Raw genomic sequence first — 19,402 nt, forward strand, 5'->3', positions numbered from 1 at the left:
GTCGGAAAGCCCGGGGCCGCAGCTCGCCGACCTGCCCACGGCCGCCGCCGAGCTCCATCCTCACGACCGCCTGGTGGCCAAGCAGCGCCTGGACCCGGGCGGCGGCCCGCTCCACCTCTTCGGGGTGTCCCGCTCGCCGAACAGCGCGACCTGGCGGCCCCTCGCGGCGCTGAGCTGTTCGGGCCGCAGCACGAGGCGCACTACTCCAGGCTCCCCGGCACCGGTGAGGACACCAGTGTCCTGCCAGGCCTGCAGGACGCCGTGGACGCGCTCGGCCACCGCGAGGGTGGACAGCCGCCCCTCGTGGCGAATGAGGCGCGACAGGCGCCGGCCGTCGGCCAGCTCGATCGAGGCCTCGAGCCGGGCGCATACCGCACCGGCCGCCGCCGGCTGATCGTGCAGCTGCTGGGCGAGGGCCTTGGCCGCGAAGACCACCGGCTCCAGGAGCGTCTCGGCGGGCTCGAACGAGTACGCCGTCAGGTGCTCGTCGGCGCTGGTCCGCACGGACAGGGGGCGCGCCTCCAGGCCGTCGGCGGTGCGGTGCGCTGCCGCGCCCTCACCGCCGAAGCGGGCCAGGACCTTGTCCTCGGGCAAAGCGGCGAACTGGCCGACAGTGCGGATGCCGAGGCGTTCCAGCAGCCCCGCCAACCGTGGTGCACCGAGCACCCGCACCGGGAACGGGGCCAGCCAGGCGGCGGCCTTACCGGCCGGGACCAGCAGGCCAGCGCGCGGCGAGGGCTGCCGTGAAGAGAGTGTCCGCCATTCCGGCGCGCGCCGGGTGGCCCGGCTCACCGATCGCGGCGACAAGCTGCTCAAGGAACTGCTGCTCACCGCCCCAGTAGCGGGACGGGCCCTTTGCCGGCGCTGCGATCAGCCCGGGGCGGATGACCTCCAGGCGCGGCGTCACCACCTGCTCGAGATGGCGTACGACGGGTTCGAAGGCGCGCGTTCCGGCGGCCGGTCCCGCTCGACGATCAGCAAATCCGGGCAGCGGGACTGGGCCAGCCGCAGCCGCATACGCCGCCGCTCTCCGGCCGCCCGCGCGGCCGCCGAGCAGGCCACCACCGCCTCCCGGGCGATGACCGCGACGGGCTCTGAGGCTTCCGTCCCGCACGCGATGACCGGGAAGTCCGGAATCCAGCCGACGGCCACTCTGCCCACTCCGGTCTCAGCCCACCACGCGCAGCGCCGCCCGGCTCTCGCGCGCCGCAGCCACAGCCTGCGCGGGGACGGCGGGGACCTGACCACCGGTGAGGGTATGCAGCGGGGCGGCGGCGCCGTCGGGTCCGGGCAACCACATTTCGACATCCCGCGCTACGGCTGCGGCACCCCGCCCGGTGGCCTCCACCCTGACGCGGCGCGCGCAGCAGGCCGTGTCCGCTGCCGACGCCCTCCCAGGTGGCCGAAACCACGCGCATCTGGATCTCGGCGCCCGGCCATGATCCGGCGGTGAGCAGAAGCGATCCGCTACGGCGCATCACGGCGAACAGCCGCCGCGCGACCCGGTCCGGAACAGGGCCGAGCGGCCCCACCAAAACGACCGGGACCGCTTCCAGAAGCGTGGCCAGGACGTGCGCCCACTGCCGTCCGGGATCGTCGATGCGCATGCCGCACGCCAAATCAAGGCCTGCGGCATCGGCGGCCAGCGCGCCCAAGTGCGGCAGGCCCACCGCCGCCCAGCCCGGCGCCGCGGCAGACGCTTCGGTGGCAAGCCCGAGCAGCAGCGGCATGTCGAGCCCGGCGGAGACCACGATGCCGGGTCGCATGCGACCGGCGGGGAGCAGCGTGCACAGAGGCGAGGCGGCCGGCTCACCGGTACCGCCATCCGTCCGCCCACTCGCCACCGGCCGCGCATGCACCCCTCGATATTCGAACAAGTTGCGATCAATACGAGTCGAGTGCAGGGCAACTCACGGGGTCGAGTGCGACTTTTGTCCCTTCGCAGCGAAGGCTGAGCGTTCTCACCAAAGGTTGGACGGAGAGGCTTCTTCTCACCGAAGGTTGAGCGCGTGCCATCGCGGCCTGCGACGAGGCCGGTAGCCTGCTCGCTGACCGGCGAGCGCCTGTAGGAATCCGGGACTGGTGAGCTCGCATGTTGAGGTGTCGCGTATGCGCGGCTGAAGCCCGCAGCTCAATGACGCCGAGTGAGCGGTCAGGGGGGTGACCTGATCATCCCCATCGACAAGCGCAAGGGCCAGGCGCCCAGCGTCGCCAGCGTCTACCGCGCACTCGGTCGCACTCCTGGCCGTGGGACCGCCGGCCCTCCCCGCCAGGCCGAATGTCACTGGCCGCCGGAGCGGCGCGGTGCTGTCATGGGTAGGGAAGACGGCGTGGACGAGCCGGCAGGGGCGCGGCCGCCCCGTCGCACAGCGGAGGAGGCCGATGCCATGCTGTACCGCCGCACGGTCGGTGACGTGATGACCGAGGATGTCGTCACTCTCCGCCCCAGCACACCGTTCCAGGAGGTCGCCGCCCTGCTGGACGCGAACGACATCGTCGCGGCCCCGGTCGTCGACGACGACGGCGCTCCCGTCGGTGTCGTGTCCGCGTCCGACGTGCTGCGGCACGAGACCGGCATGCCCGAGCCGCAGAGTCAGGACGGGAACGACGAGCGTGCCTGGGGCAAGGCCCGGGCCCGGACCGCGGGCGCGCTCATGAGCAGCCCCGTCTTCACCGCCCGCGCCGACTGGACGATCCCCAGGGCCGCACGGGAACTCCGCAGGCGGCACGTTAAGCAGCTGCCGGTGGTCGGCGACGACGGGCTCCTCACCGGCATCGTCACCCGCAGTGACCTGCTCGACGCCTTCATCCGCTCCGACGTCGAGATCCGCGGCGAGGTCGAGCAGGACGTCCTGGGGCGCATCCTCGGCCTGGAGGAGGGCACCGTCGCGGTCGAGGTCCGGGACGGGGTCGTCACCCTTCGGGGTCACGTCCCGGAACCGCGACTCGTTCCGGTGGTCGTGGGCCTTTGCCAGGGCGTCGACGGTGTCGTCGCCGTGGACGCCCACCTCGCCTCCGCCCGGGCGGGCTAGGTGTTCTGGTCCCGGGAGTCCGGCCGCAGCAGCGGCAGGCCGACCACCAGGTGCAGTCGAGCAGATCCTGGCACGGGACCGTCCCCACCCACCCACGATCACTCTCCGTCTGTCGCATCTGGTGCGAGAATTTCGCATCAGATGCGACCCGGGGGCGTCTTCTCAGCTCAATCGCCCGTTGGAGTGACGCACCCGCAAAGGCGCCGCCGCGACGGCTATCGTGGTTTTTTGCGATGCCGAGGTCAACGCCCGAGGCGATGCGGGAGCGCCTGGGCGAGGCCGTCCCCGGTGCCGGGCACCGGGCGGATGGCGGCCGTCCTGGATGTGCTGGCCGCCCACGCGATGTTCGTGGACGTCACGGGTCGGGGGCACTGGCAAGTCGGCCGCCTCGGCGGCCGGTAACCGGAGAGCGCTGAGCCCTACCGCCAGAACCGGTTCCGATAGTCCCCGGACCCCCTGCCCCTCACTTGCACCACTGAGAGGTGATCGTTTGGTTCGACCCATCAACCCCGCTGAACGGTAAGCGGATGGCTTCTCAATCGAGACGGTGGGAGGCGTCGATGGCGCCCCCGCGTGCCAGTAGCGGGATCACCCCGGCCAACCCGTTCATCTTCACTTGCACGCGAAGACGAAAGCGGCTGAACAGGGGTGCCTTCTGGTGCCGTGATGAGAAGCCGCAACTCGCGATCGGAGTGCAGGTAGCTGTCGCTGTCGGCAAGGAAGTCCCAGTAGCCGCGGGCGAAGCCGATCCCAGAGGAGAGGATCTTCGGATAGTAGACGGTGCGCTGACGTGTCTGTTCAAGGCCCAACTCGGTGCCCAGGACATTGGCAACCAACGAGAACGTGCCTCCGGCGCGGGAGGCAGTGGTGATCTCTACCGGCCGGTCGTCGACGACCTCACGCGGCGCCATGTCCGCGATGATTGCTCCCGCAGTCGGGCTCAGGTCCACGCTCAGCCGCGACCACCGCACGCGGCACCGTGGGTGCGCGTGGATGACGCACGTCAACGGCACGTCGTAAACAGCGGCAGCGGCCTGGTCGGGCAGGCGCACCGTGGCGCCCTTGGCCAGCGCGATGCGACTCTCGCGCAGCAGCAGCCGGATGTCCTTGTCGCCCACGATGGCCGCAGCCTCGCCCGGGCCGCGTTCGTGGTGCAGTGCCGATTCTTCGAGGTCCAGACCAGCTTCCAGGAACGTCTCCATGATGCTCACTCCCAGGTTCCGACAAGAACGAACGGCGCCCAGTGATACAACGAGGGCCACCGGTCTCGGGTGTTCAGCATCGCGGCGCGCAGTGCGTGGGCCTTGGTCGCCGTGCCGTCCGCGCGCAGGTGCTCGTAGAAACCGCTGATCAGGTGTGCGGTAGACATGTCCGGCACCCGCCAGAGGCTGGCCAAATTGCTGGCCAAATTGCTGGCCGACGATCCGGTCGGGGACCTGGGCGGTCGCCTGGGCTGACGAAGCTGATCAGGATGGTGACGCGGCCGGTTGACGCCGCGGTGACCCGATCGGCCGTTGAGCGTTGGACTGGGCAGGACGCGTGCACCGGCGTCCGAGGTCCCCGGCTTGCTTCCCGCTGTCGCGCCGGGGCCATGGCAGACGTCCCTTGGCCTTCGACAGCCCGGTAACAGGCCAAGGGACGTCGCAAATCAGGCGGCTTGTTCGTACCCGTTCCAGCTGGGGCTGCCAGGACAGCCCGTTCAGGTCCATAGTCGGCGCAGCGGCACGACGTCGCCTGTGCGGTGGGAGGATTGCGCGGGTGATGGCAACAACCAGCGACATCGAGAAGGCGGCAGAGGTGCTGCGCGCCGGCGGCCTGGTGGCCCTGCCGACCGAAACCGTCTACGGTCTGGGCGCCAACGCAGAGGACCCCGCCGCTGTCGGGCGTATCTTCCAGGTCAAAGGGCGCCCTCCCTCTCACCCGCTGATCGTCCACATCGGCAGCGCGGAGCATCTGGACGACTGGGTCCAGGACGTGCCCGCAACCGCGCGTCTGCTGGCCGAACACTTCTGGCCCGGGCCTCTCACGCTGGTCCTGCGGCGCGGTCGCCGGGTGCCGCTCGAAGCGACCGGTGGCCTTCAGACGGTGGCCGTGCGCGTGCCCGACCACCCCGTCGCCCTCGCGCTGCTGTCGGCCTTCGGTGGCGGTGTCACGGCCCCGTCCGCCAATCGCTTCGGCTCGGTCAGCCCCACCACCGCCGACCACGTGCGAGCGGAGCTCGGTGAGGCCGTCGACTTCGTCCTGGACGGCGGCCCCTGCAAGGTCGGCGTCGAGTCGACCATCGTCGACGCCACCGGCGACATCCCGAGCATCCTGCGGCCCGGCGGGGTTACACGCGAGGACATCGAAGCGGTACTGGGGTGCCCGATCGCGGTCCCGTCGACGAGCCGCGTCCGGGTGCCGGGCCAGCATCCGTCCCACTACGCCCCTCGGGCGCGGGTCGTCCTCGTCGAACCGGAGAAGGTCGTCACCGAAGCGGAACTCGCGCAGGGGCTGGGGCACCAGGTCGGCGTCTTCCTTCCCCCTTCCCTCGCCGACGTCCCGGTGAAGGCGCACGCCGTGGTGGCGGTCCCCGCTTCGACGGCTGCCTACGCGCGCGGGCTGTACGGGTTCCTGCGCGAGCTGGACCAGCGAGGCTGCGACCTCATCGTCGCGTCCTTGCCGGTGGAGGAGGGGCTGGGACTGGCGATCGCCAACCGGCTCCGCCGCGCCGCCGGGCCCCGACCGACGGCGTGACCAGCACCCGCGCCCTCACTGCTGCCGGACGCGGCTGTCGGACGCGGCTGTCGGACGGATTCGTGACGGATTCGGCTGGGCGTTCATCGGTCTGGCAGGCCGGGCACCGCTCGTGCCGCCAGTCGTCGGTGATGATCGTGCCCCATCCCCGGCACAGCTCGCAGACCGCGGCCCGCGCTGGGTCGGCGCGGGGGACGGCGCTAGGTGTGTGGTCGGCTCCGTGAGCCATCGGGGGCCCCTCCGTGCCGTGGCGGATCAGAATGGGCAGACCGGTCGGGCCTTCATCCACGTATACGGGTCCCTTCCGGCCGCGGCCGGGGCAGCCGTGGCCGGGGCGGTCAAGACGGGGTGGGGACCGCCGCATCAAGGCCGCGGGTGGCGACGAGCTGGGCGCTGCCGTCGGCCAGTCGGTAGGACAGCCCCACCACGGCGAGGCGGCCGGCGGCCACCCGCTCGGCCAGGACGCGGGAGCGTTCGAGCAGCAGGTCCACGGTGTGCTCGATGTGCTCGGCCAGGATCTCCTCGGCCGTCTCGCGTCCGGCGGCGCGGGCTGCCAGCACGCTCGGGGTCACTCGTTCGACCACGTCACGGACGAAGCCGCCCGGGGTCTGTCCGTTCTCCAAGGCGGAGCAGGCCGCGGCGACGGCGCCGCACGAGTCGTGGCCGAGTACGACGACCAGGGGCGCGTTGAGGACGCTCACGCCGAACTCTATGGATCCGAGCACTTCGGTACCGGCGACATGCCCGGCGGTGCGGACCACGAACAAGTCGCCCAGACCGCGGTCGAAGATGATCTCGGCGGCCAGCCGGGAGTCGGAGCACCCGAACAGCACGGCGAAGGGCTGCTGGCCCGGGGCGATCTCGGTGCGGCGGGTGGCGTCCTGATTCGGATGGTCGGGGGCGCCGGAGACGAAGCGCTGGTTACCGGCCAGCAGCAGCTCGAAGGCTTCCGAGGGCGTCGGAGTCTGGATCTCGGTCATGGCCCGCAGTCTACGAGCCGGCACCAGCCGTCGCACCGCCTGGTCGCCTCGGCCATCGCCGGGTCCGCCGATGCCGACGCCTCGGGCATCATCCCCAGGCGCCGGGCCAGGACGGCCTCGACTCGGTTTCTCGGCGCGCGACGCAGTGGCCGTGGAGTCGGTGAAGGCCCCGTTGCGCGGTGCCCCCCGGCCACGGAAGTTGCCCCGGGCAGACCCTTGCGGTCGTAGCCGAGGACACCGACGTCCCGCCACCTGCGGTAGGACTGCGCGGGCAGTCACTCGATGACCTCGCCACGGCATCGTGGGAGTACGTGGCCGGCACCGTCTCGACGCCGCTGCCCCCTCCGGACCGATTCCGCCTGCCCTTCCTCTGGCCGCTGCTTCCGTCACGCGGCAGCCGCTGCGGGATCGGCACCTCCGGCACCCAGCCGCACGACCGCCTTGCCGACACCGTGCGCATCCTGGCCAACCCCGAAGGCGTCAACCGCCTCCCGGACGCCGCTCGCGCCACCGGCCACCTCGAGACCACCCTGCGCACGATGATGATCGGCTACCGGCACTGCGGTCCAGCCGGCGCCCACGCCGCCCTTGCCCCGACCCCGACGCCGTCCAACGCACTGGAGCAAGCCCGAACCGCAATCCGCGCCTCCCGCGTGCTGTCTCTCGGAAACATCGACATCATCGACGGCACGCTCACCGACACAACCGCCGGCATCGAGCTCCGCCCGGGGCCCGACGGCCGCTGGTTCCCCTTCACCTCCTTCAACAATGAAGAATGGCGGCCGGCTCCAGGATGCTCAGCGAATCCCGCCGAGGCATACCAGGCAGCACGCCGGGCCCGAGCGGCACGACCGGCTGCAAGATGACGTCAACGCCTGTCCAGACGAGGGCGACGAAGGCGCCAGGTCGGCGGGCGAAACCCAGCACCCACCGCCGGAGTTCCTGACACGGCCTGATGGCGTCGTCAACGTCCCTAGGGCAGGCGGATGCCGACTGCGTCGGTCAGGACAAAAGGCCGGGTGAACGACACCGTCGAGCTGCAGAGCGTGTTCAGCTGATCTTGCGGGCCACACCACCGTAGACGCCGATCTTGCCGGATTTGGCTGGTGGCGGCGCGTCCGGTCGCCAAAACGGGACTTGGACGAGGCCAGGTTGGACCAGTTCGAAGCCGTCGAAGAACCGCTCAATCTCGGCGCGGGACCGAAGACTCAGACTGGCGGTGGCCCGGCTGTACACGGCCTCGGCCTTGGTGCAATCGGCGAAGTCACCCGTGGCGTGCGAGAGCACCAGGAAGCTGCCGGCCGGTAGCACGTCGCGCAGGGTGGCCATGACCTGCTCAGGCGCCTCCGTATGCGCGAGGAAGTGGAGGATGGAGACGAGAAGCAGGGCGACCGGCTCGTTGAAGTCGATGACCTTGCGGACGTCAGGGTGCTCCACGATGGCCTGCGGGTCGCGGAGATCGGCGAGCACGACGCTGATCGCGTCGGAGCTACGGAGCAGCGCGTCTGCATGCGCCGTCACAATCGGATCGTTGTCGACATACGCGACACGCACGACCGGCGCCATCTCGCGGGCGAGCTCGTGCACGTTCGGCGAGTGGGGCATCCCCGTGCCGATGTCGAGGATCTGGCGGAGGCCGCTGCCGACGACATAGCGGACGGCGCGCTCTAGGAAGGCGCGGTTGGCTCGTGCCTCGATTCGTACCTCGGGGGAGGCGGCGGCGAGTTCGTCACCGGCCTGCTCGTCCACCTGGTAGTTGTCCTTGCCTCCCAGCAGGTAGTCGTAGATCCTCGCAGGGTGAGGCCTGCTGGTGTCGATCTTCGGGGCAGGTAAGCCGTGCTGTCTCACGCGGCGCTCCTCTCGGCCATCGCCGCGGTCGGGGGGCGGATGTGTTTTCGATGCGAGGCGCCGTTGTTTGTGGGGCGGGACGCATCACGCGGCGGGGGTGGTGTCGTCGGCGCGGGCGACCAGGGCCAGGCCGACCAGATCGTTCGGGTCAGACCACCATTGCCTCAATTGCAGTCCTGAGGCCGCGAGTTCGCATGCTGATGAGGCGTCAGGTTGACTCCCGGGACACGCATTGAGACGTACCCCCCCACGGAGGCTGCTGGCTTCAGGTTTGGCGGTCGCCACGGGAACTCCTCCTATGGACTGGGGTGGGACACACGCAGCGGGAACGCGCAGCATTGAGGGCGTGATTGGACTTGAGGCGGACGGCAGCGAGGGGCAGGAGACGTGGGGGGTGGTGCGTCCGTGGGCCCATGAGCCTGTCAGCTTCCAGCCGTCCGTTGGTTGCAGGATCTGTCGCGCCCGGACGTCATCCCGCTTGCCAACCCGTTCGGCTCGCCTCTGCCTTCCAAGTCGTGGTGCCCTGGGGGCTGAGGGCGGCCATGCATCCGGTAGCGAACGAGGCTTCTCCGACGGGCCGTCGCTGCCTTCCTGGTCATGGCGGTTGCCGCTCCCGGGCGGGGCTGAGGGGCGCCTTTTGGCTTCGGGGCTGGCGTGGTTGCTGTCCCCGCCCCGGCGATGCGGCGCGCTCCAGTGGCTTTGGAGGGGGCGTGGCCGCGGGCCCGACGGCTCGCTCGGCTGCTCCAACCGGATGGGGAGCTCCTTGCCACCTGAATCGCACCCTTCGGTTCTCAACTGTGTTGGAGGCGTGTCCTGCCTGAAGGTGCCCCATCCAGTTCGTTGGATGAGGTGAGTTGACCCTATGCGCAGCCAGCATGATTCTGTCAAGTGCATTGGAAGCCATGCGGCGTTGATGATCGAATATCTAATCGGCTAGATTCATGGGGGACACAACGGCTGCTGTCCCTGGCTAGGAGTGTGATTCAAGGAGATGGGTGACGCGCCCACCAGCCGCGGGATCATCGCCGACCGGCTCACCTGGCTGATCGAGAACCGCCATCCGAGCGGCACCGGTCCCTCGAGCTACGAGGAGATCGCTCGGCGGAGCAGGCAGCTGCCACCCCTGGACAAGGGGGCCACGGACCAGGCGGCGGAGAAGGGGATCAGCACCCAAACCGTGCTGAACATCGCTTCTGGCGCCGTCAAGAACCCCGGTGTCAACACAGTGAGGGCGCTTGCACGCGTCTTCCGGGTGCGAGTCAGTTACCTCCTGGGCGAGACGGATGAGCTGACCATCGAGCCACTACCCGGCGAGCCCGAAGAGCCGGCGGCGCAGCCCGGCTCGGGCGAGCACGGGCAGCAGGGAGGGGAGGCCACGGCTCCCTCTGCATGCTCCATCGCTCGACAGCTCGACTACCTGTTCAAGGTGGTGATCCCGAAGGGGCGAGGCGCCTTCAGCGAGGCGGAAGTTGCCCGCGCGGTGACAGCGCAGGGCTGTCCGGTCACGGAATCAGAGATCTTCGCGCTGCGGACAGGGCAGGGCACGGCCACTCCGTCCCGCGATCTCCTGGAAGGCGTCGCCAACTTCTTCATGGTGCCGGTGGCCTACTTCAGCGACGCTGCAGTCGCCAAGAGGATGTCCGAGGACCTGGAAGTGTTGAGCGCGCTCAAGAGCGTTGGAGCGCGGGAAGTCGCCATGCGCGCCCTGTTCGGACTGGACGAGGAGGCATGCCAGGCACTCGTCCCAGTGATCCAACAGCTGGGACAGGCGGGGCGGCGTCAACGGATGTGACACGCTCAGTGCACGCCCGGCTGCCCCGAGCGACAGGGACGGTCATAGGCTCAAGTTCCCGCGCCGCCGGAAGCGCTCTAGACCGGAGCCACCAACTGCCGGACGACGAGGGGGACGCAAATGGAATTTGTTCGCTGGCAATGGCCGGCCACGCACCCGGGGGGAGCGGGGATGGACGACAGGGCACTTCTGCGTTACTGCGCTGAGGTGATCGAACGCGTCGACGTCCCTGCACCGTACGACGTGAACTCCTTGTGCGATGCGCTTGAGCAGAAACGGCAACGGGAGATCTCTCTCATACCGATGGCGATGCCGACCCGGCCAGGCAGCCCCTGCGGGCTATGGATAGCCACCGACGAGGTCGACTACATCCTTTATCAAAGGAACACCAGCAAAGCCCACGGCGCTCACATTGTCCGCCATGAAGTGGGCCACATGCTGCTCGGGCACTCTTCCACCCCAGCGGATAAAGACGAAGTCGCGCAGCTGCTCATGCCCAGTCTCAGCCCCGCTCTCGTGCGCACCGTTCTAGGGCGCACGGTCTACTCGAGTCACGAAGAACGGGCAGCGGAGATGGTTGCTTCGCAGCTCGCCATACGCGAAAGCCAGGCCCCCACGCAAACCAATCGCCGTCGCGATCTCGCCCCCGGAGTGGCCAATCTCGTGAGCCATCTGGAGCGCTCCCTCGAACGCAATGCAGGGGAGATATAGGTGCTGCTCCACAATGTTGTCTACGGCATCATGGCGGTTATCACGTGGAGCGCCTTCTTCTACAAGGCCAAGGACCTGGCCAAAGGCTGGCGGAACCCCGAATTGCGGCTGTTGTGCCTGGCTATCGCCACATTTGCCACCCCGTTCGTCCTCGCGGCCCCCTGGCTCTACGTCCGGCTCGACGCCCTGTTCGACTACCCGAACCTGACGACCCTCCCGGTCTACCTCTCTGTCGCGACCTGCCTTTCCTCGTTCCTGGCCCTGCTGGTCAGCTGGTCCTCAGCGCAGTCCAAGGTACGCCTGTGGCACCGGCTTATCGTCGGCTACGCCGTCCTCTCCGTCATCGCCATGATCGTTCTCTTCCTGCTGGGCGATGTCAGCGATGGCGAGCACCCCGTCGACTTCGACGCCTACTACGCGCATACGCCGTACATCTCCGAGTTCCTGCTCGTGTACGCGCTGCTCTTCGCGGTCAGCATGTCGGGGCTGGTGGTTCTGTGCGGGCGATACGCCAAGGCGGTGGACAAGCCCTGGCTGCGCCGCGGACTGCGCGTGGTCACCGTGGGAGCGGGTTTCGGCCTCGGCTACGCCGTGCCGAAGTTGATCTCGCTGAGGTGGGACACCCATCTCACGGACCTGGTCAACAGCTACGTAGCCCCCATGTCTGCCAGCGTCGCTGCGGGACTGTTCGCCGTCGGGTTCACGATGCCGGCGTGGGGGGCCGGACTGGACCGGGCACGCCAGTTCTCTGCCGACGCCAGGGCTTACCGCCGGCTCTACCCTCTGTGGAGCGAGGCGGCGGAGCGGTTCCCGCAGCTGGTGCTGATCAAGCCGCCGCCGCCGCGGACCAAGCACTGGACCGCCCGAAACTTCCACCAGCTCTTCCGGCGTCTGGTCATTGAAGTCCGCGACGGCCGTCTGGCACTGCGTCCCCATGACGATCCCGAGGTGGTGCACACTGCCAGTGACCTGAAAATGCTGGTATTTCGCCAGATCACTGAGATCCGCGACCTGCAGCTCCGGCTCCTTCCCTACTACGAGGAGCAGGTGGCGTCAGACGCCCGCGCTCGCGCGAAGACGGCTCGCCTCAAGGGTGACCAATTGGAAGCCGTCGTTGAGGCCGCGCAGATCGCGGCCGCCCTCCAGGCCCTGGCTGCCGGGCGAAAGATGCCCGAAGGCCCGTCCGGCACACCGCAAGACCCTGCTGATGGCAACATCGAGAAGGAACACGCCTGGGTCACCCGCGTCGCTGACGCCTACCATTCCTCCCCCATCGTCAAGGCATTCGCGCCCACGTCGGACGACCAGCCCTCCGACCCGGTCACAGCATGAGCGCAGACAACCTGTTCGGTGACGCGCTGATGGCGGATCCGCACACGGGATACCGCAAGCTGCGCGCGGCCGGTCCCGTCCACCGGGGCCTCACTCCCGACGGCGAGCCGGTGTGGGTGATCACCCGCTACGCCGAGGCCCGCGAGGCACTCACTGACCCGCGTTTCTCCCTGAACAAGGCGAATGCACGCACGAGCGGCGAGTACCAGTCCTCCATGCCGCCGGAGCTGGACGCTCACCTCCTCAACATGGACGCCCCCGATCACACCCGGCTCCGAGGCCTCGTTGCGAAAGCGTTCACTCCACGGCGCGTTGAGGACCTGCGCCCACGCATCCAGCACCGTGTCAACGAGCTCATCGACTCTGCCCCGGCCGCAGAGGCCGACCTCATGGCGGCGCTGGCGGAGCCGCTGCCGATGACCGTGATCTGCGAGCTTTTGGGGATCCCCGCCGCGGACAGACCGAACTTCCGGGCCTGGACCAACTCTCTGATGTCGCCACGGCCCGGAGCAGCTGCCGAGTCGCGAGCGGCCATGCGGAACATGTACCAGTTCCTGATCGATGTCCTCGCGAGCAAGCGTCGCCATCCCACGGACGACCTGCTCTCCGCCCTGCTGGCGTCCCACGACGAGCATGACAGGCTCACCGAGGCCGAGCTGGTCTCGCTGTCCTTCTTGCTCCTCTTCGCCGGCTACGACAACGCTGTTCACCTCATCGGCAACGCCATTGTCGGACTGCTGCTCCACCCGCAGCACATCACGTCACTCCGTAGCGGAGAGCTTTCTCCCCGGCTTGTCATCGAGGAGACCCTGCGCTGGAACCCGCCCTTCCCACTGGGCGTACGCCGCTTCGCCCTGGAGGACCTCACCATTGGCGGAGCTGCCATTCCCGCCGGGGGACGCGTCTGGATAGCCCTCATCTCCGCCAATCGCGATGAGGCACTGTTCGACAACCCTGACGACTTCAACCCGCACCGTGCCCCAGCACACCTCAGCTTCGGCCACGGCGCCCACTACTGCCTCGGTGCCCCACTGGCCCGCCTCGAAGCGGAGATCACCCTCACCACACTCGTGCGGCGCCGCACCGGCCTAGCCCTGGCTACCCAGCCCGAGGAGCTGACGTGGTGGCCGTCGTTCCACAAACGTGGCCTGCGAAGCCTCCCCGTTCGCTGGTAGTCGCTGGTTGTCGATGCTTCGAACGAGTCGATTGGCCCCACGGGAACGACTCCTCTGGCCCCAACTGGCGATCTTTGGGGTTCGTCGTGAACGAGCCGATTGGCCCCATCGCGCGAAAAGGGCGAGCTTCGGCAGCTGGGCCCCTGGCAGGATGCCCGGATGAGTGATCACCAGCGGACCGAACCTTCGCCGACAGCCGATGAGCGTGCCTCGCTGACCGGCTTCCTGCAGTATCAGCGCGAGACCCTGATGATGAAGTGCGCAGGGCTGACCGCCATGCAGCTGAAGGAAAGGGCGGTTCCGCCGTCGGGTCTGTCTCTGCTCGGGCTGGTCCGGCATGTGGCCGAGGTCGAGCGGAGCTGGTTCCAGGTGGTGTGGAACGGCGAAGATGCCGGGCTTACTGGCCGGAGACGGTGAATGGCACGTTCGCCGAGTTCGACATTGACTCGGCCGATCCCGACGAGGCGTTCAAGGTCTGGCAGGCGGCGTGCGCGCGATCCTGCGCGATCGTGGAAACGGCCGAGTCTCTGGACGCCACCGTGCAGTGGCGCGACGAGGTGTTCACCCTCCGTTATGTCCTCACCCACATGATCGAGGAATACGCGCGGCATAACGGTCACGCTGACCTGCTCCGTGAGCGGATCGACGGAGCCACCGGAGAGTAGTCACGACCCACCTTGCGTGAGGCCGGGCGGGGAACGGACACGGTCAGGGACGAGACGCCGTGCACTGTTTTGTGATCCGCTGGATCAGGCGAGGTATTCACTGACCTGGCCGACGAAGGCCACATCGTCGTGGTTCGTCCGGCGGAAACGTGCTCCATCGGGATCGACCTCGTCGATGTTGTACGGGGTGCTGATCTGCGCTCCACGAAACGTGTATCGCTGGACCCGCATCTTCGCCGGGTTGTAGAGGACGACCCCGCCCTCCGTGATGCGGTCCGCCCCGTAATAGCGGCGCCGCAGCTGTTTCCAGGCCAGATGGGGGTGCCTGTAACGGATCCAGAGAAGCAGTCTCCACCACCCGTACCAGCCGAGGTAGGAGAACGTTCTCTTGGACGCGCCGTAGCGGAAGTAGGCAGCCCAGCCTCGAAGGACCGGATTGACTGACCGCAGCACCTCCTCCTGTCGGCGTACGGACTTTTCTGGCTCTGGCAAGATTTTCGTAGGCGGAGATCACTTGATGCGATGGGCGATCCGCCCGCGCAGCGGGCAGTCTTTGGCTGTGTTCTGTTGAAGTGGCCGAGTTGCTACCGTAGTTGGCAGGCGTGCTCTCGATCGATGTCTCGGGTCTCGTTGTGGTGGTCTCGGCCCGTACGAGATCGGATTCTTCGGCGAGGTGCACGGGGTGCGGCACGCTGAGCAAGTGGGTGCACAGTCGCTACATACGGCACCTCGGCGATGTAGCACTCGGCGGTCGGCCAGTCCGTATCGACTTGAACGTGCGCCGTCTGCACTGCGAGAACTCGGCCTGCCCGAAGGTGACGTTCGCCGAGCAGGTGCCGGGGCTGACCGTGCGCTACCAGCGGCGCACTCCGCTGCTGCAGCACCTGGTCGAGTCGGTCGGCGTCGTGCGCCGCCGCTATGCGGACGCACCTCTCACGGCATCAAGATGATCTCCACATACGAAAATCTTGCCAGAGCCACGTTCGGGTGTACGTCGACATGGCCGGTGAGGGTCGAGCGGGCCGGTGTTGATGGCGCGATGCCGGCCGGTGGGCCGGGGTGGCTGCCCCCGGCCCACCGGCCGGTCCCGCTTTTCAACCGCTCCCTTCTACTTCAGCAGGTATGCGGCGTGGACGGTCTGCTCGAGCTTGCCGCCCTGCGCATCGGCCACGTACAGGCGCAGCGCGACCTTCCCGTCGGTGTCGGCCAGCTCGGGGTGGAGGATGGCAGCGCGGTAGCTGCCGTCCGGGAGCCCCACCGGCGTGGGGGTCTGCTGCCACGTCTTGCCGCTGTCGTAGGAGACCTCGATCCTGACGTCCTTGATCGGAACTTGCGGGGCGTCGAACTGGGTGGCGGGCTTGAGCTTGAGGACGAACGGCGCACCGGCCCGTGCCGCGTTGTTCCCGTCGAGCGGGAGGTCCCAGATGTTGTTGACCACCGGCAGCGGGGTCCAGTCGCCCTCGGGCGTACCAGCGGAGTCGAACGTCCAGACCGTGTGGCTGGTGGTGGACAGTTGCCAGTTGTCCACCTGTTCCTTGACATCGTGTTCAACCCGGTAGGTGGCCTTTTCTCCGCTGCCGACGGTGAACTCTCCCGACGGGTTTGGACGGGTCGCGATCAGTTCGCCGTTCTCGTACACGCGCGTCTCGCTGTCATTGGCGGGGTACGCAAAGGCGTGCTCGGGGTTCGAGTCGATGATCGACGACATGTTCAGCAGGATCGTGTTGCCTCGCCGGGAGGGCGGCACGTGGACCGTGGTGATGCCCGGCACCAGCGGGGCCTTGAACCATTCCTTGGTCTCCTGGTGGCCAGGTTTGCCGTACCTGTCCGGGAAGACGACCGAGGGGTACCGGCCGTAGGGCCACTGGTTGAAGCCGATCTGGCCGTACGAGTTCTCGCCGTCCGCGATGACGTGGTGCCGGGCTCGCTGCGGGAGCTTCGACTCGACGAAGTAGGTGAACGCGCCGAGCTGGTAAGGCCGGAGCGCGAGCAGGGTGTAGGCGCCGGCCTGATCGGGGTACTGGGCGTGGAATTTCGACGTGAACGACGCCAGCTCGTCGTCGGTGTACCGGTAGGTGAGCGAATCGGGGATGCGGTCCTTCTCCGGCAGCATGAGCTTGTAGTCGTACGGCACGGACGCGACCGCGTGGATGTCGAGCTGGACTCGGCCGGACTCCAGCAGGTCGAGCAGCTTGCGGCCCTCCTCGTGGCTGATCTCGAGCGGCGGGATCTTCGCGAGCCACACCGAGTCGTCGTGGAACACGCCCGGCTGGTCGCCGTAGATCAGCGTGGCCTTGGCCTTGCGCTCCGCTGCGGTGGCGATCAGATCGCTCGAGGGCACCTTAGGGTTGTAGGCGATGAGCGCGATCTTGCCGCTCACGTCCTTGCCCTCGTAGTCCTCGGGCCGTCCGGCTCCGACGTCGACGATCTCCAGGCGGCGCCTGCCGTCCAGGTGCGCGTTGGAGAATCCGCCGATCAGGCCCATGTAGGTCGGGTGCAGCGCGACGCCCGAGCCGACGGTGCGGACCCGCGGCAGCATCGGTGCGATCCGATGCTGGTGGGTGCTGTACTCGAACTCGCCGCCCGCAGCGGTTTCGGACGGTACGGCCGAGAGCCTGGTGGTCGTGTCGGAGGTGCCGCTGATGACGAGCAGGTTCACCTCGCCCTGCTTGCGGTACACGTTCTGGCTCTGCTGGTAGTGCTCGGTGCGCCTGTCGAGCCGCAGCTCGATCGGCTTCGCCTTGCGGGCGTCGAAGACCAACTCGCGGTCCTGGGCGACCTTGACGTCCGGGAGGGCGAAGGCGGTCTGCTCGATCTCGTACCGGTCGGGCTCGTCCTTGGTGGAGACGAAGGCCGACACCGAGAACGGGCCCTCATCCATGACCTTGACGGTGCCCTCGCCGGTCCCGCCGTCGATCCAGGCGTTGAACGTCTCACCGCTGGACTGGCTGGCCAGCACCACCCAGGCGGAGGCCGGGCGACCCTGACGGTCGATGGCCTTCAACGAGACCTCATGCGCCCGGAGTTTGGTGAAGGCGACGGTCGTGCGCAGAGGGGAGCCGTCGCCGGCGCTCGCCGTCAGGGCGCCCGCGAAGATGCCGAACGGGCCCTTGGCGAGGTCGAGGGTGACGGTGGCGTCCGAAGTGCCTCCGGCGGGCACGGTGAGGTTGGCCGGCTCGACCTTGAGCTGGTCGCCGCCCGCCGGGACGCCCTTGTCGTCGGCCGCGTCGGCCTTGAGGTCGAGGATGACGGGCTGGTCACCGGTGTTGCGGTAGGTGACCGTCTTGACCACCGGGTCCACATCGTCCTCGCCGGAGGTGAGCTCGAAATAGCCGAGGTTGAGGGTGCCCGTAGACGCGCTCACGGTGTGGCTGCTCGCCCTGGCCACGTCCACGCGCCCGGCGCCCTGCTGGTAGGGGGTCAGGTCGGGCAGTGCCTTGGCGGTGCTGGTGAGCGCGGCCTTGAGGCGGTCCGCCTTCCAGTCGGAGTGCTGCTGGAGGAGCAGCGCCGCGGTGCCGGAGACGTGCGGGGTGGCCATGGAGGTGCCGCTGGCCCGGGCGTAGTTGTCGTCGACGGGGTCGTCGTCACCGACGGGGGTGCCCTTTACCCGGGGGGCGGCGATGCCGACGCCGGGTGCGGTGACCTCGGGCTTGATCGCGTTGTCGCCGATGCGCGGCCCCCGGCTGGAGAATCCGGCCAGTTCGTCCTGCTTGCTGACGGCGCCCACGGTCAGGGCGGCGTCGGCGGCGGCGGGCGAGCCGATGGTGCGCGCTCGGGGTCCGGAGTTGCCCGCGGCCACGACGAACAGCGCACCGGTGGACTTGGTGAGGTTGTCGATCGCCTCGGAGGACGGGTCGGTGCCGTCGCTGGCCTGGTCGGATCCCAGGCTCAGGTTGACGACCTGGGCCTTGCTCGCGGCCCACTCCATCCCGGAGATGACCCACGACTCCATGCCGGATCCGTCGTCGCCGAGCACCTTGCCGTTGAGGATGGCGGCGTCCGGGGCCACGCCCTTGTACTTGCCGCCGGACGCGGCACCGGTGCCGGCTATGGTCCCCGCCACATGGGTGCCGTGGCCGGTCCGGTCGTCGGTCCCGGTGTCGCTGCCGCTGAAGTCCTGCTCCGCGATCACCTTGCCTTCGAGGTCCGGGTGCTTGGCGATCCCGGTGTCGAGGACGGCGACGGTGACGCCCTTGCCGGTGTACCCGGACTTCCACACCTCGGGCGCGCCGATCCGCGGAACACTGACGTCCAAGCAGGCCTCGACCTTGCGGTCCAGCCAGACCTTGGTAATGCCGTCCGCGAGCTTCAACGAGCCAGGCGATGTAGCCCGCTTGGCCAGTGCGCCCGGGGCGGTCCCGGTGAGGTCCCGCCAGAAGTCGGCGGCCTTCTTCTTGTTCGCCCGCACCGCGGTTGCGTTGATGCTCCGCAGTTCCCGGGCCTTGACGCTGCCGTCGAGTGCGGGCCGGTCCCTCCAGCCGCGGGCCGTCCGCTTCTCGTAGGACAGGATCAGCGGCAGCGTTGTCAGCTTGCGGTCGTCGTAGCCGTCCTTGATCAGCCGGGTGATGTTGAACAGCTCCCGGTCGACGAGGCCCGCCGTGACGTAGGGCGCGGCCTGTTTGGGCAGGAAGTAGGTCTCCTTGCCCTTCGTCCACGAGAGGTGGCCGGCGCCAGCGGAGGCTTGCACGGACGCCGCGATCCGCCCGTCGGGCTGGACGGCGGCGGAGATGACGTCACCGGTGACCAGGGTCAGGGTGTGGGGCTTGGCCTTGCCTGCGTCGAATCTGGGGCTTTCTAACGATGTGATGGGGGGTGGCGTCGGACTCGGGTCGGCGACGGCCGGAGGCATTCCTCCGACCATGAACGCCAAGCCGATACCGGTTGCCAAGACCCTCGAGCGCGTGCGCATCGGGTGCTCCCTTCAGATGGTGCTGTAGGAGGGTCTGTGCACGAGCGATTGTGAAGGTGTAGACCAATGCGCACCAGCATGCAGATCGGGGTTTCTGGTTCCATCCAGGTCAGAGACTTAAATTCATCTGGGTGAGCTGACGACCCGTCGGAAATGGGTAGTTTGCGCCAACCGCGTTTGTCCCTCACCGGTACAGCGAGCGCGCGGGCAAGTCGATGGGAG

Annotated in this window: 19 protein-coding genes; 10 read left to right on the forward strand and 9 right to left on the reverse strand. The window is 68.4% G+C overall.

What is annotated here, in order from left to right:
* Positions 1–60 precede the first annotated feature (60 nt).
* From ACIBBH_RS31360 to ACIBBH_RS31370, 3 genes are all read right to left on the reverse strand, one after another.
* A complete protein-coding gene (locus tag ACIBBH_RS31360; protein WP_399410403.1) occupies positions 61–816 on the reverse strand; it encodes a hypothetical protein in 756 nt (251 codons plus the stop codon).
* Positions 817–903: 87 nt separating this feature from the next.
* Positions 904–1,152 carry a hypothetical protein gene (locus ACIBBH_RS31365; protein WP_399410405.1) on the reverse strand — a complete coding sequence of 83 codons (249 nt, stop codon included), beginning with the start codon at positions 1,150–1,152 and terminating at the stop codon, positions 904–906.
* A gap of 16 nt (positions 1,153–1,168) precedes the next feature.
* A complete protein-coding gene (locus tag ACIBBH_RS31370) occupies positions 1,169–1,300 on the reverse strand; it encodes a hypothetical protein (RefSeq protein ID WP_399410407.1) in 132 nt (43 codons plus the stop codon).
* 1,087 nt (positions 1,301–2,387) lie between these two features.
* Here ACIBBH_RS31370 and ACIBBH_RS31375 point away from each other — a divergent pair.
* The gene (locus ACIBBH_RS31375) at positions 2,388–3,032 is read left to right on the forward strand and encodes a CBS domain-containing protein (protein WP_399410408.1); all 645 of its coding nucleotides are present in this window, start codon (positions 2,388–2,390) and stop codon (positions 3,030–3,032) included.
* A gap of 503 nt (positions 3,033–3,535) precedes the next feature.
* On the opposite strand, the gene ACIBBH_RS31380 is transcribed toward ACIBBH_RS31375, so the two are convergent.
* Complete coding sequence (locus ACIBBH_RS31380) at positions 3,536–4,234, reverse strand: hypothetical protein (protein WP_399410410.1); 699 nt, start codon at positions 4,232–4,234, stop codon at positions 3,536–3,538.
* A gap of 5 nt (positions 4,235–4,239) precedes the next feature.
* Positions 4,240–4,401 (reverse strand): CHAT domain-containing protein, encoded by a 162-nt coding sequence (locus ACIBBH_RS31385; protein ID WP_399410412.1) that lies wholly within the window; start codon positions 4,399–4,401, stop codon positions 4,240–4,242.
* A gap of 392 nt (positions 4,402–4,793) precedes the next feature.
* Here ACIBBH_RS31385 and ACIBBH_RS31390 point away from each other — a divergent pair, with 392 nt between their 5' ends.
* Positions 4,794–5,768, forward strand: coding sequence for an L-threonylcarbamoyladenylate synthase (locus tag ACIBBH_RS31390; protein WP_399410414.1), 975 nt, complete (start codon positions 4,794–4,796; stop codon positions 5,766–5,768).
* A gap of 338 nt (positions 5,769–6,106) precedes the next feature.
* On the opposite strand, the gene ACIBBH_RS31395 is transcribed toward ACIBBH_RS31390, so the two are convergent.
* Positions 6,107–6,748 carry a carbonic anhydrase gene (locus ACIBBH_RS31395; protein ID WP_399410416.1) on the reverse strand — a complete coding sequence of 214 codons (642 nt, stop codon included), beginning with the start codon at positions 6,746–6,748 and terminating at the stop codon, positions 6,107–6,109.
* A 311-nt stretch (positions 6,749–7,059) separates the two neighbouring features.
* Between ACIBBH_RS31395 and ACIBBH_RS31400 the strand changes: the two genes are divergently transcribed.
* Positions 7,060–7,614: a hypothetical protein gene (locus ACIBBH_RS31400; protein ID WP_399410418.1), complete on the forward strand. Its 555-nt coding sequence runs from the start codon at positions 7,060–7,062 to the stop codon at positions 7,612–7,614.
* A 184-nt stretch (positions 7,615–7,798) separates the two neighbouring features.
* On the opposite strand, the gene ACIBBH_RS31405 is transcribed toward ACIBBH_RS31400, so the two are convergent.
* Positions 7,799–8,596 carry an SAM-dependent methyltransferase gene (locus ACIBBH_RS31405; RefSeq protein WP_399410420.1) on the reverse strand — a complete coding sequence of 266 codons (798 nt, stop codon included), beginning with the start codon at positions 8,594–8,596 and terminating at the stop codon, positions 7,799–7,801.
* A 991-nt stretch (positions 8,597–9,587) separates the two neighbouring features.
* On the opposite strand from ACIBBH_RS31405, the gene ACIBBH_RS31410 reads away from it, so the two are divergent.
* The 6 genes from ACIBBH_RS31410 (at position 9,588) to ACIBBH_RS31435 (ending at position 14,271) form a co-directional block, all read left to right on the forward strand.
* Positions 9,588–10,388 carry a helix-turn-helix domain-containing protein gene (locus tag ACIBBH_RS31410; protein ID WP_399410422.1) on the forward strand — a complete coding sequence of 267 codons (801 nt, stop codon included), beginning with the start codon at positions 9,588–9,590 and terminating at the stop codon, positions 10,386–10,388.
* Between the two features lie 171 nt (positions 10,389–10,559).
* Complete coding sequence (locus tag ACIBBH_RS31415) at positions 10,560–11,099, forward strand: ParH-like protein (RefSeq protein ID WP_399410424.1); 540 nt, start codon at positions 10,560–10,562, stop codon at positions 11,097–11,099.
* Positions 11,100–12,431, forward strand: a complete 1,332-nt coding sequence (locus ACIBBH_RS31420) for an MAB_1171c family putative transporter (RefSeq protein ID WP_399410426.1) — start codon at positions 11,100–11,102, stop codon at positions 12,429–12,431.
* The gene (locus ACIBBH_RS31425) at positions 12,428–13,606 is read left to right on the forward strand and encodes a cytochrome P450 (RefSeq protein ID WP_399410428.1); all 1,179 of its coding nucleotides are present in this window, start codon (positions 12,428–12,430) and stop codon (positions 13,604–13,606) included. The genes ACIBBH_RS31420 and ACIBBH_RS31425 overlap by 4 nt, the downstream gene beginning before the upstream one ends.
* A gap of 159 nt (positions 13,607–13,765) precedes the next feature.
* Positions 13,766–14,023: a DUF664 domain-containing protein gene (locus tag ACIBBH_RS31430; RefSeq protein ID WP_399410430.1), complete on the forward strand. Its 258-nt coding sequence runs from the start codon at positions 13,766–13,768 to the stop codon at positions 14,021–14,023.
* Positions 14,020–14,271 (forward strand): DUF664 domain-containing protein, encoded by a 252-nt coding sequence (locus ACIBBH_RS31435; RefSeq protein ID WP_399410432.1) that lies wholly within the window; start codon positions 14,020–14,022, stop codon positions 14,269–14,271. The genes ACIBBH_RS31430 and ACIBBH_RS31435 overlap by 4 nt, the downstream gene beginning before the upstream one ends.
* Positions 14,272–14,355: 84 nt before the next feature.
* Here ACIBBH_RS31435 and ACIBBH_RS31440 read toward each other — a convergent pair whose 3' ends face one another.
* Entirely contained in the window at positions 14,356–14,763 is a 408-nt protein-coding gene (locus tag ACIBBH_RS31440; protein ID WP_399410434.1) for a group II intron maturase-specific domain-containing protein, read from the reverse strand.
* A 143-nt stretch (positions 14,764–14,906) separates the two neighbouring features.
* Between ACIBBH_RS31440 and ACIBBH_RS31445 the strand changes: the two genes are divergently transcribed.
* Complete coding sequence (locus ACIBBH_RS31445; protein WP_399410595.1) at positions 14,907–15,221, forward strand: transposase family protein; 315 nt, start codon at positions 14,907–14,909, stop codon at positions 15,219–15,221.
* 158 nt (positions 15,222–15,379) lie between these two features.
* Here the strand turns inward: ACIBBH_RS31445 and ACIBBH_RS31450 are convergent, their stop codons facing one another.
* Entirely contained in the window at positions 15,380–19,120 is a 3,741-nt protein-coding gene (locus ACIBBH_RS31450; protein ID WP_399410436.1) for a S8 family serine peptidase, read from the reverse strand.
* Positions 19,121–19,402: the final 282 nt, after the last annotated feature.

The sequence above is a fragment of the Streptomyces sp. NPDC051636 genome, from assembly GCF_044453765.1.
In the GTDB taxonomy this organism is placed as follows: Bacteria; Actinomycetota; Actinomycetes; order Streptomycetales; family Streptomycetaceae; genus Streptomyces.

Bases quoted from the DNA above. Each gene is read 5' to 3' on its own strand.
- ACIBBH_RS31450 (WP_399410436.1), bottom strand. From the start codon at position 19,120: ATGCCTCCGGCCGTCGCCGACCCGAGTCCGACGCCACCCCCCATCACA.
- ACIBBH_RS31390 (WP_399410414.1), top strand. From the start codon at position 4,794: ATGGCAACAACCAGCGACATCGAGAAGGCGGCAGAGGTGCTGCGCGCC.
- ACIBBH_RS31425 (WP_399410428.1), top strand. From the start codon at position 12,428: ATGAGCGCAGACAACCTGTTCGGTGACGCGCTGATGGCGGATCCGCAC.
- ACIBBH_RS31385 (WP_399410412.1), bottom strand. From the start codon at position 4,401: ATGTCTACCGCACACCTGATCAGCGGTTTCTACGAGCACCTGCGCGCG.
- ACIBBH_RS31415 (WP_399410424.1), top strand. From the start codon at position 10,560: ATGGACGACAGGGCACTTCTGCGTTACTGCGCTGAGGTGATCGAACGC.
- ACIBBH_RS31380 (WP_399410410.1), bottom strand. From the start codon at position 4,234: ATGGAGACGTTCCTGGAAGCTGGTCTGGACCTCGAAGAATCGGCACTG.
- ACIBBH_RS31370 (WP_399410407.1), bottom strand. From the start codon at position 1,300: ATGTGGTTGCCCGGACCCGACGGCGCCGCCGCCCCGCTGCATACCCTC.
- ACIBBH_RS31430 (WP_399410430.1), top strand. From the start codon at position 13,766: ATGAGTGATCACCAGCGGACCGAACCTTCGCCGACAGCCGATGAGCGT.
- ACIBBH_RS31410 (WP_399410422.1), top strand. From the start codon at position 9,588: ATGGGTGACGCGCCCACCAGCCGCGGGATCATCGCCGACCGGCTCACC.
- ACIBBH_RS31375 (WP_399410408.1), top strand. From the start codon at position 2,388: ATGCTGTACCGCCGCACGGTCGGTGACGTGATGACCGAGGATGTCGTC.
- ACIBBH_RS31395 (WP_399410416.1), bottom strand. From the start codon at position 6,748: ATGACCGAGATCCAGACTCCGACGCCCTCGGAAGCCTTCGAGCTGCTG.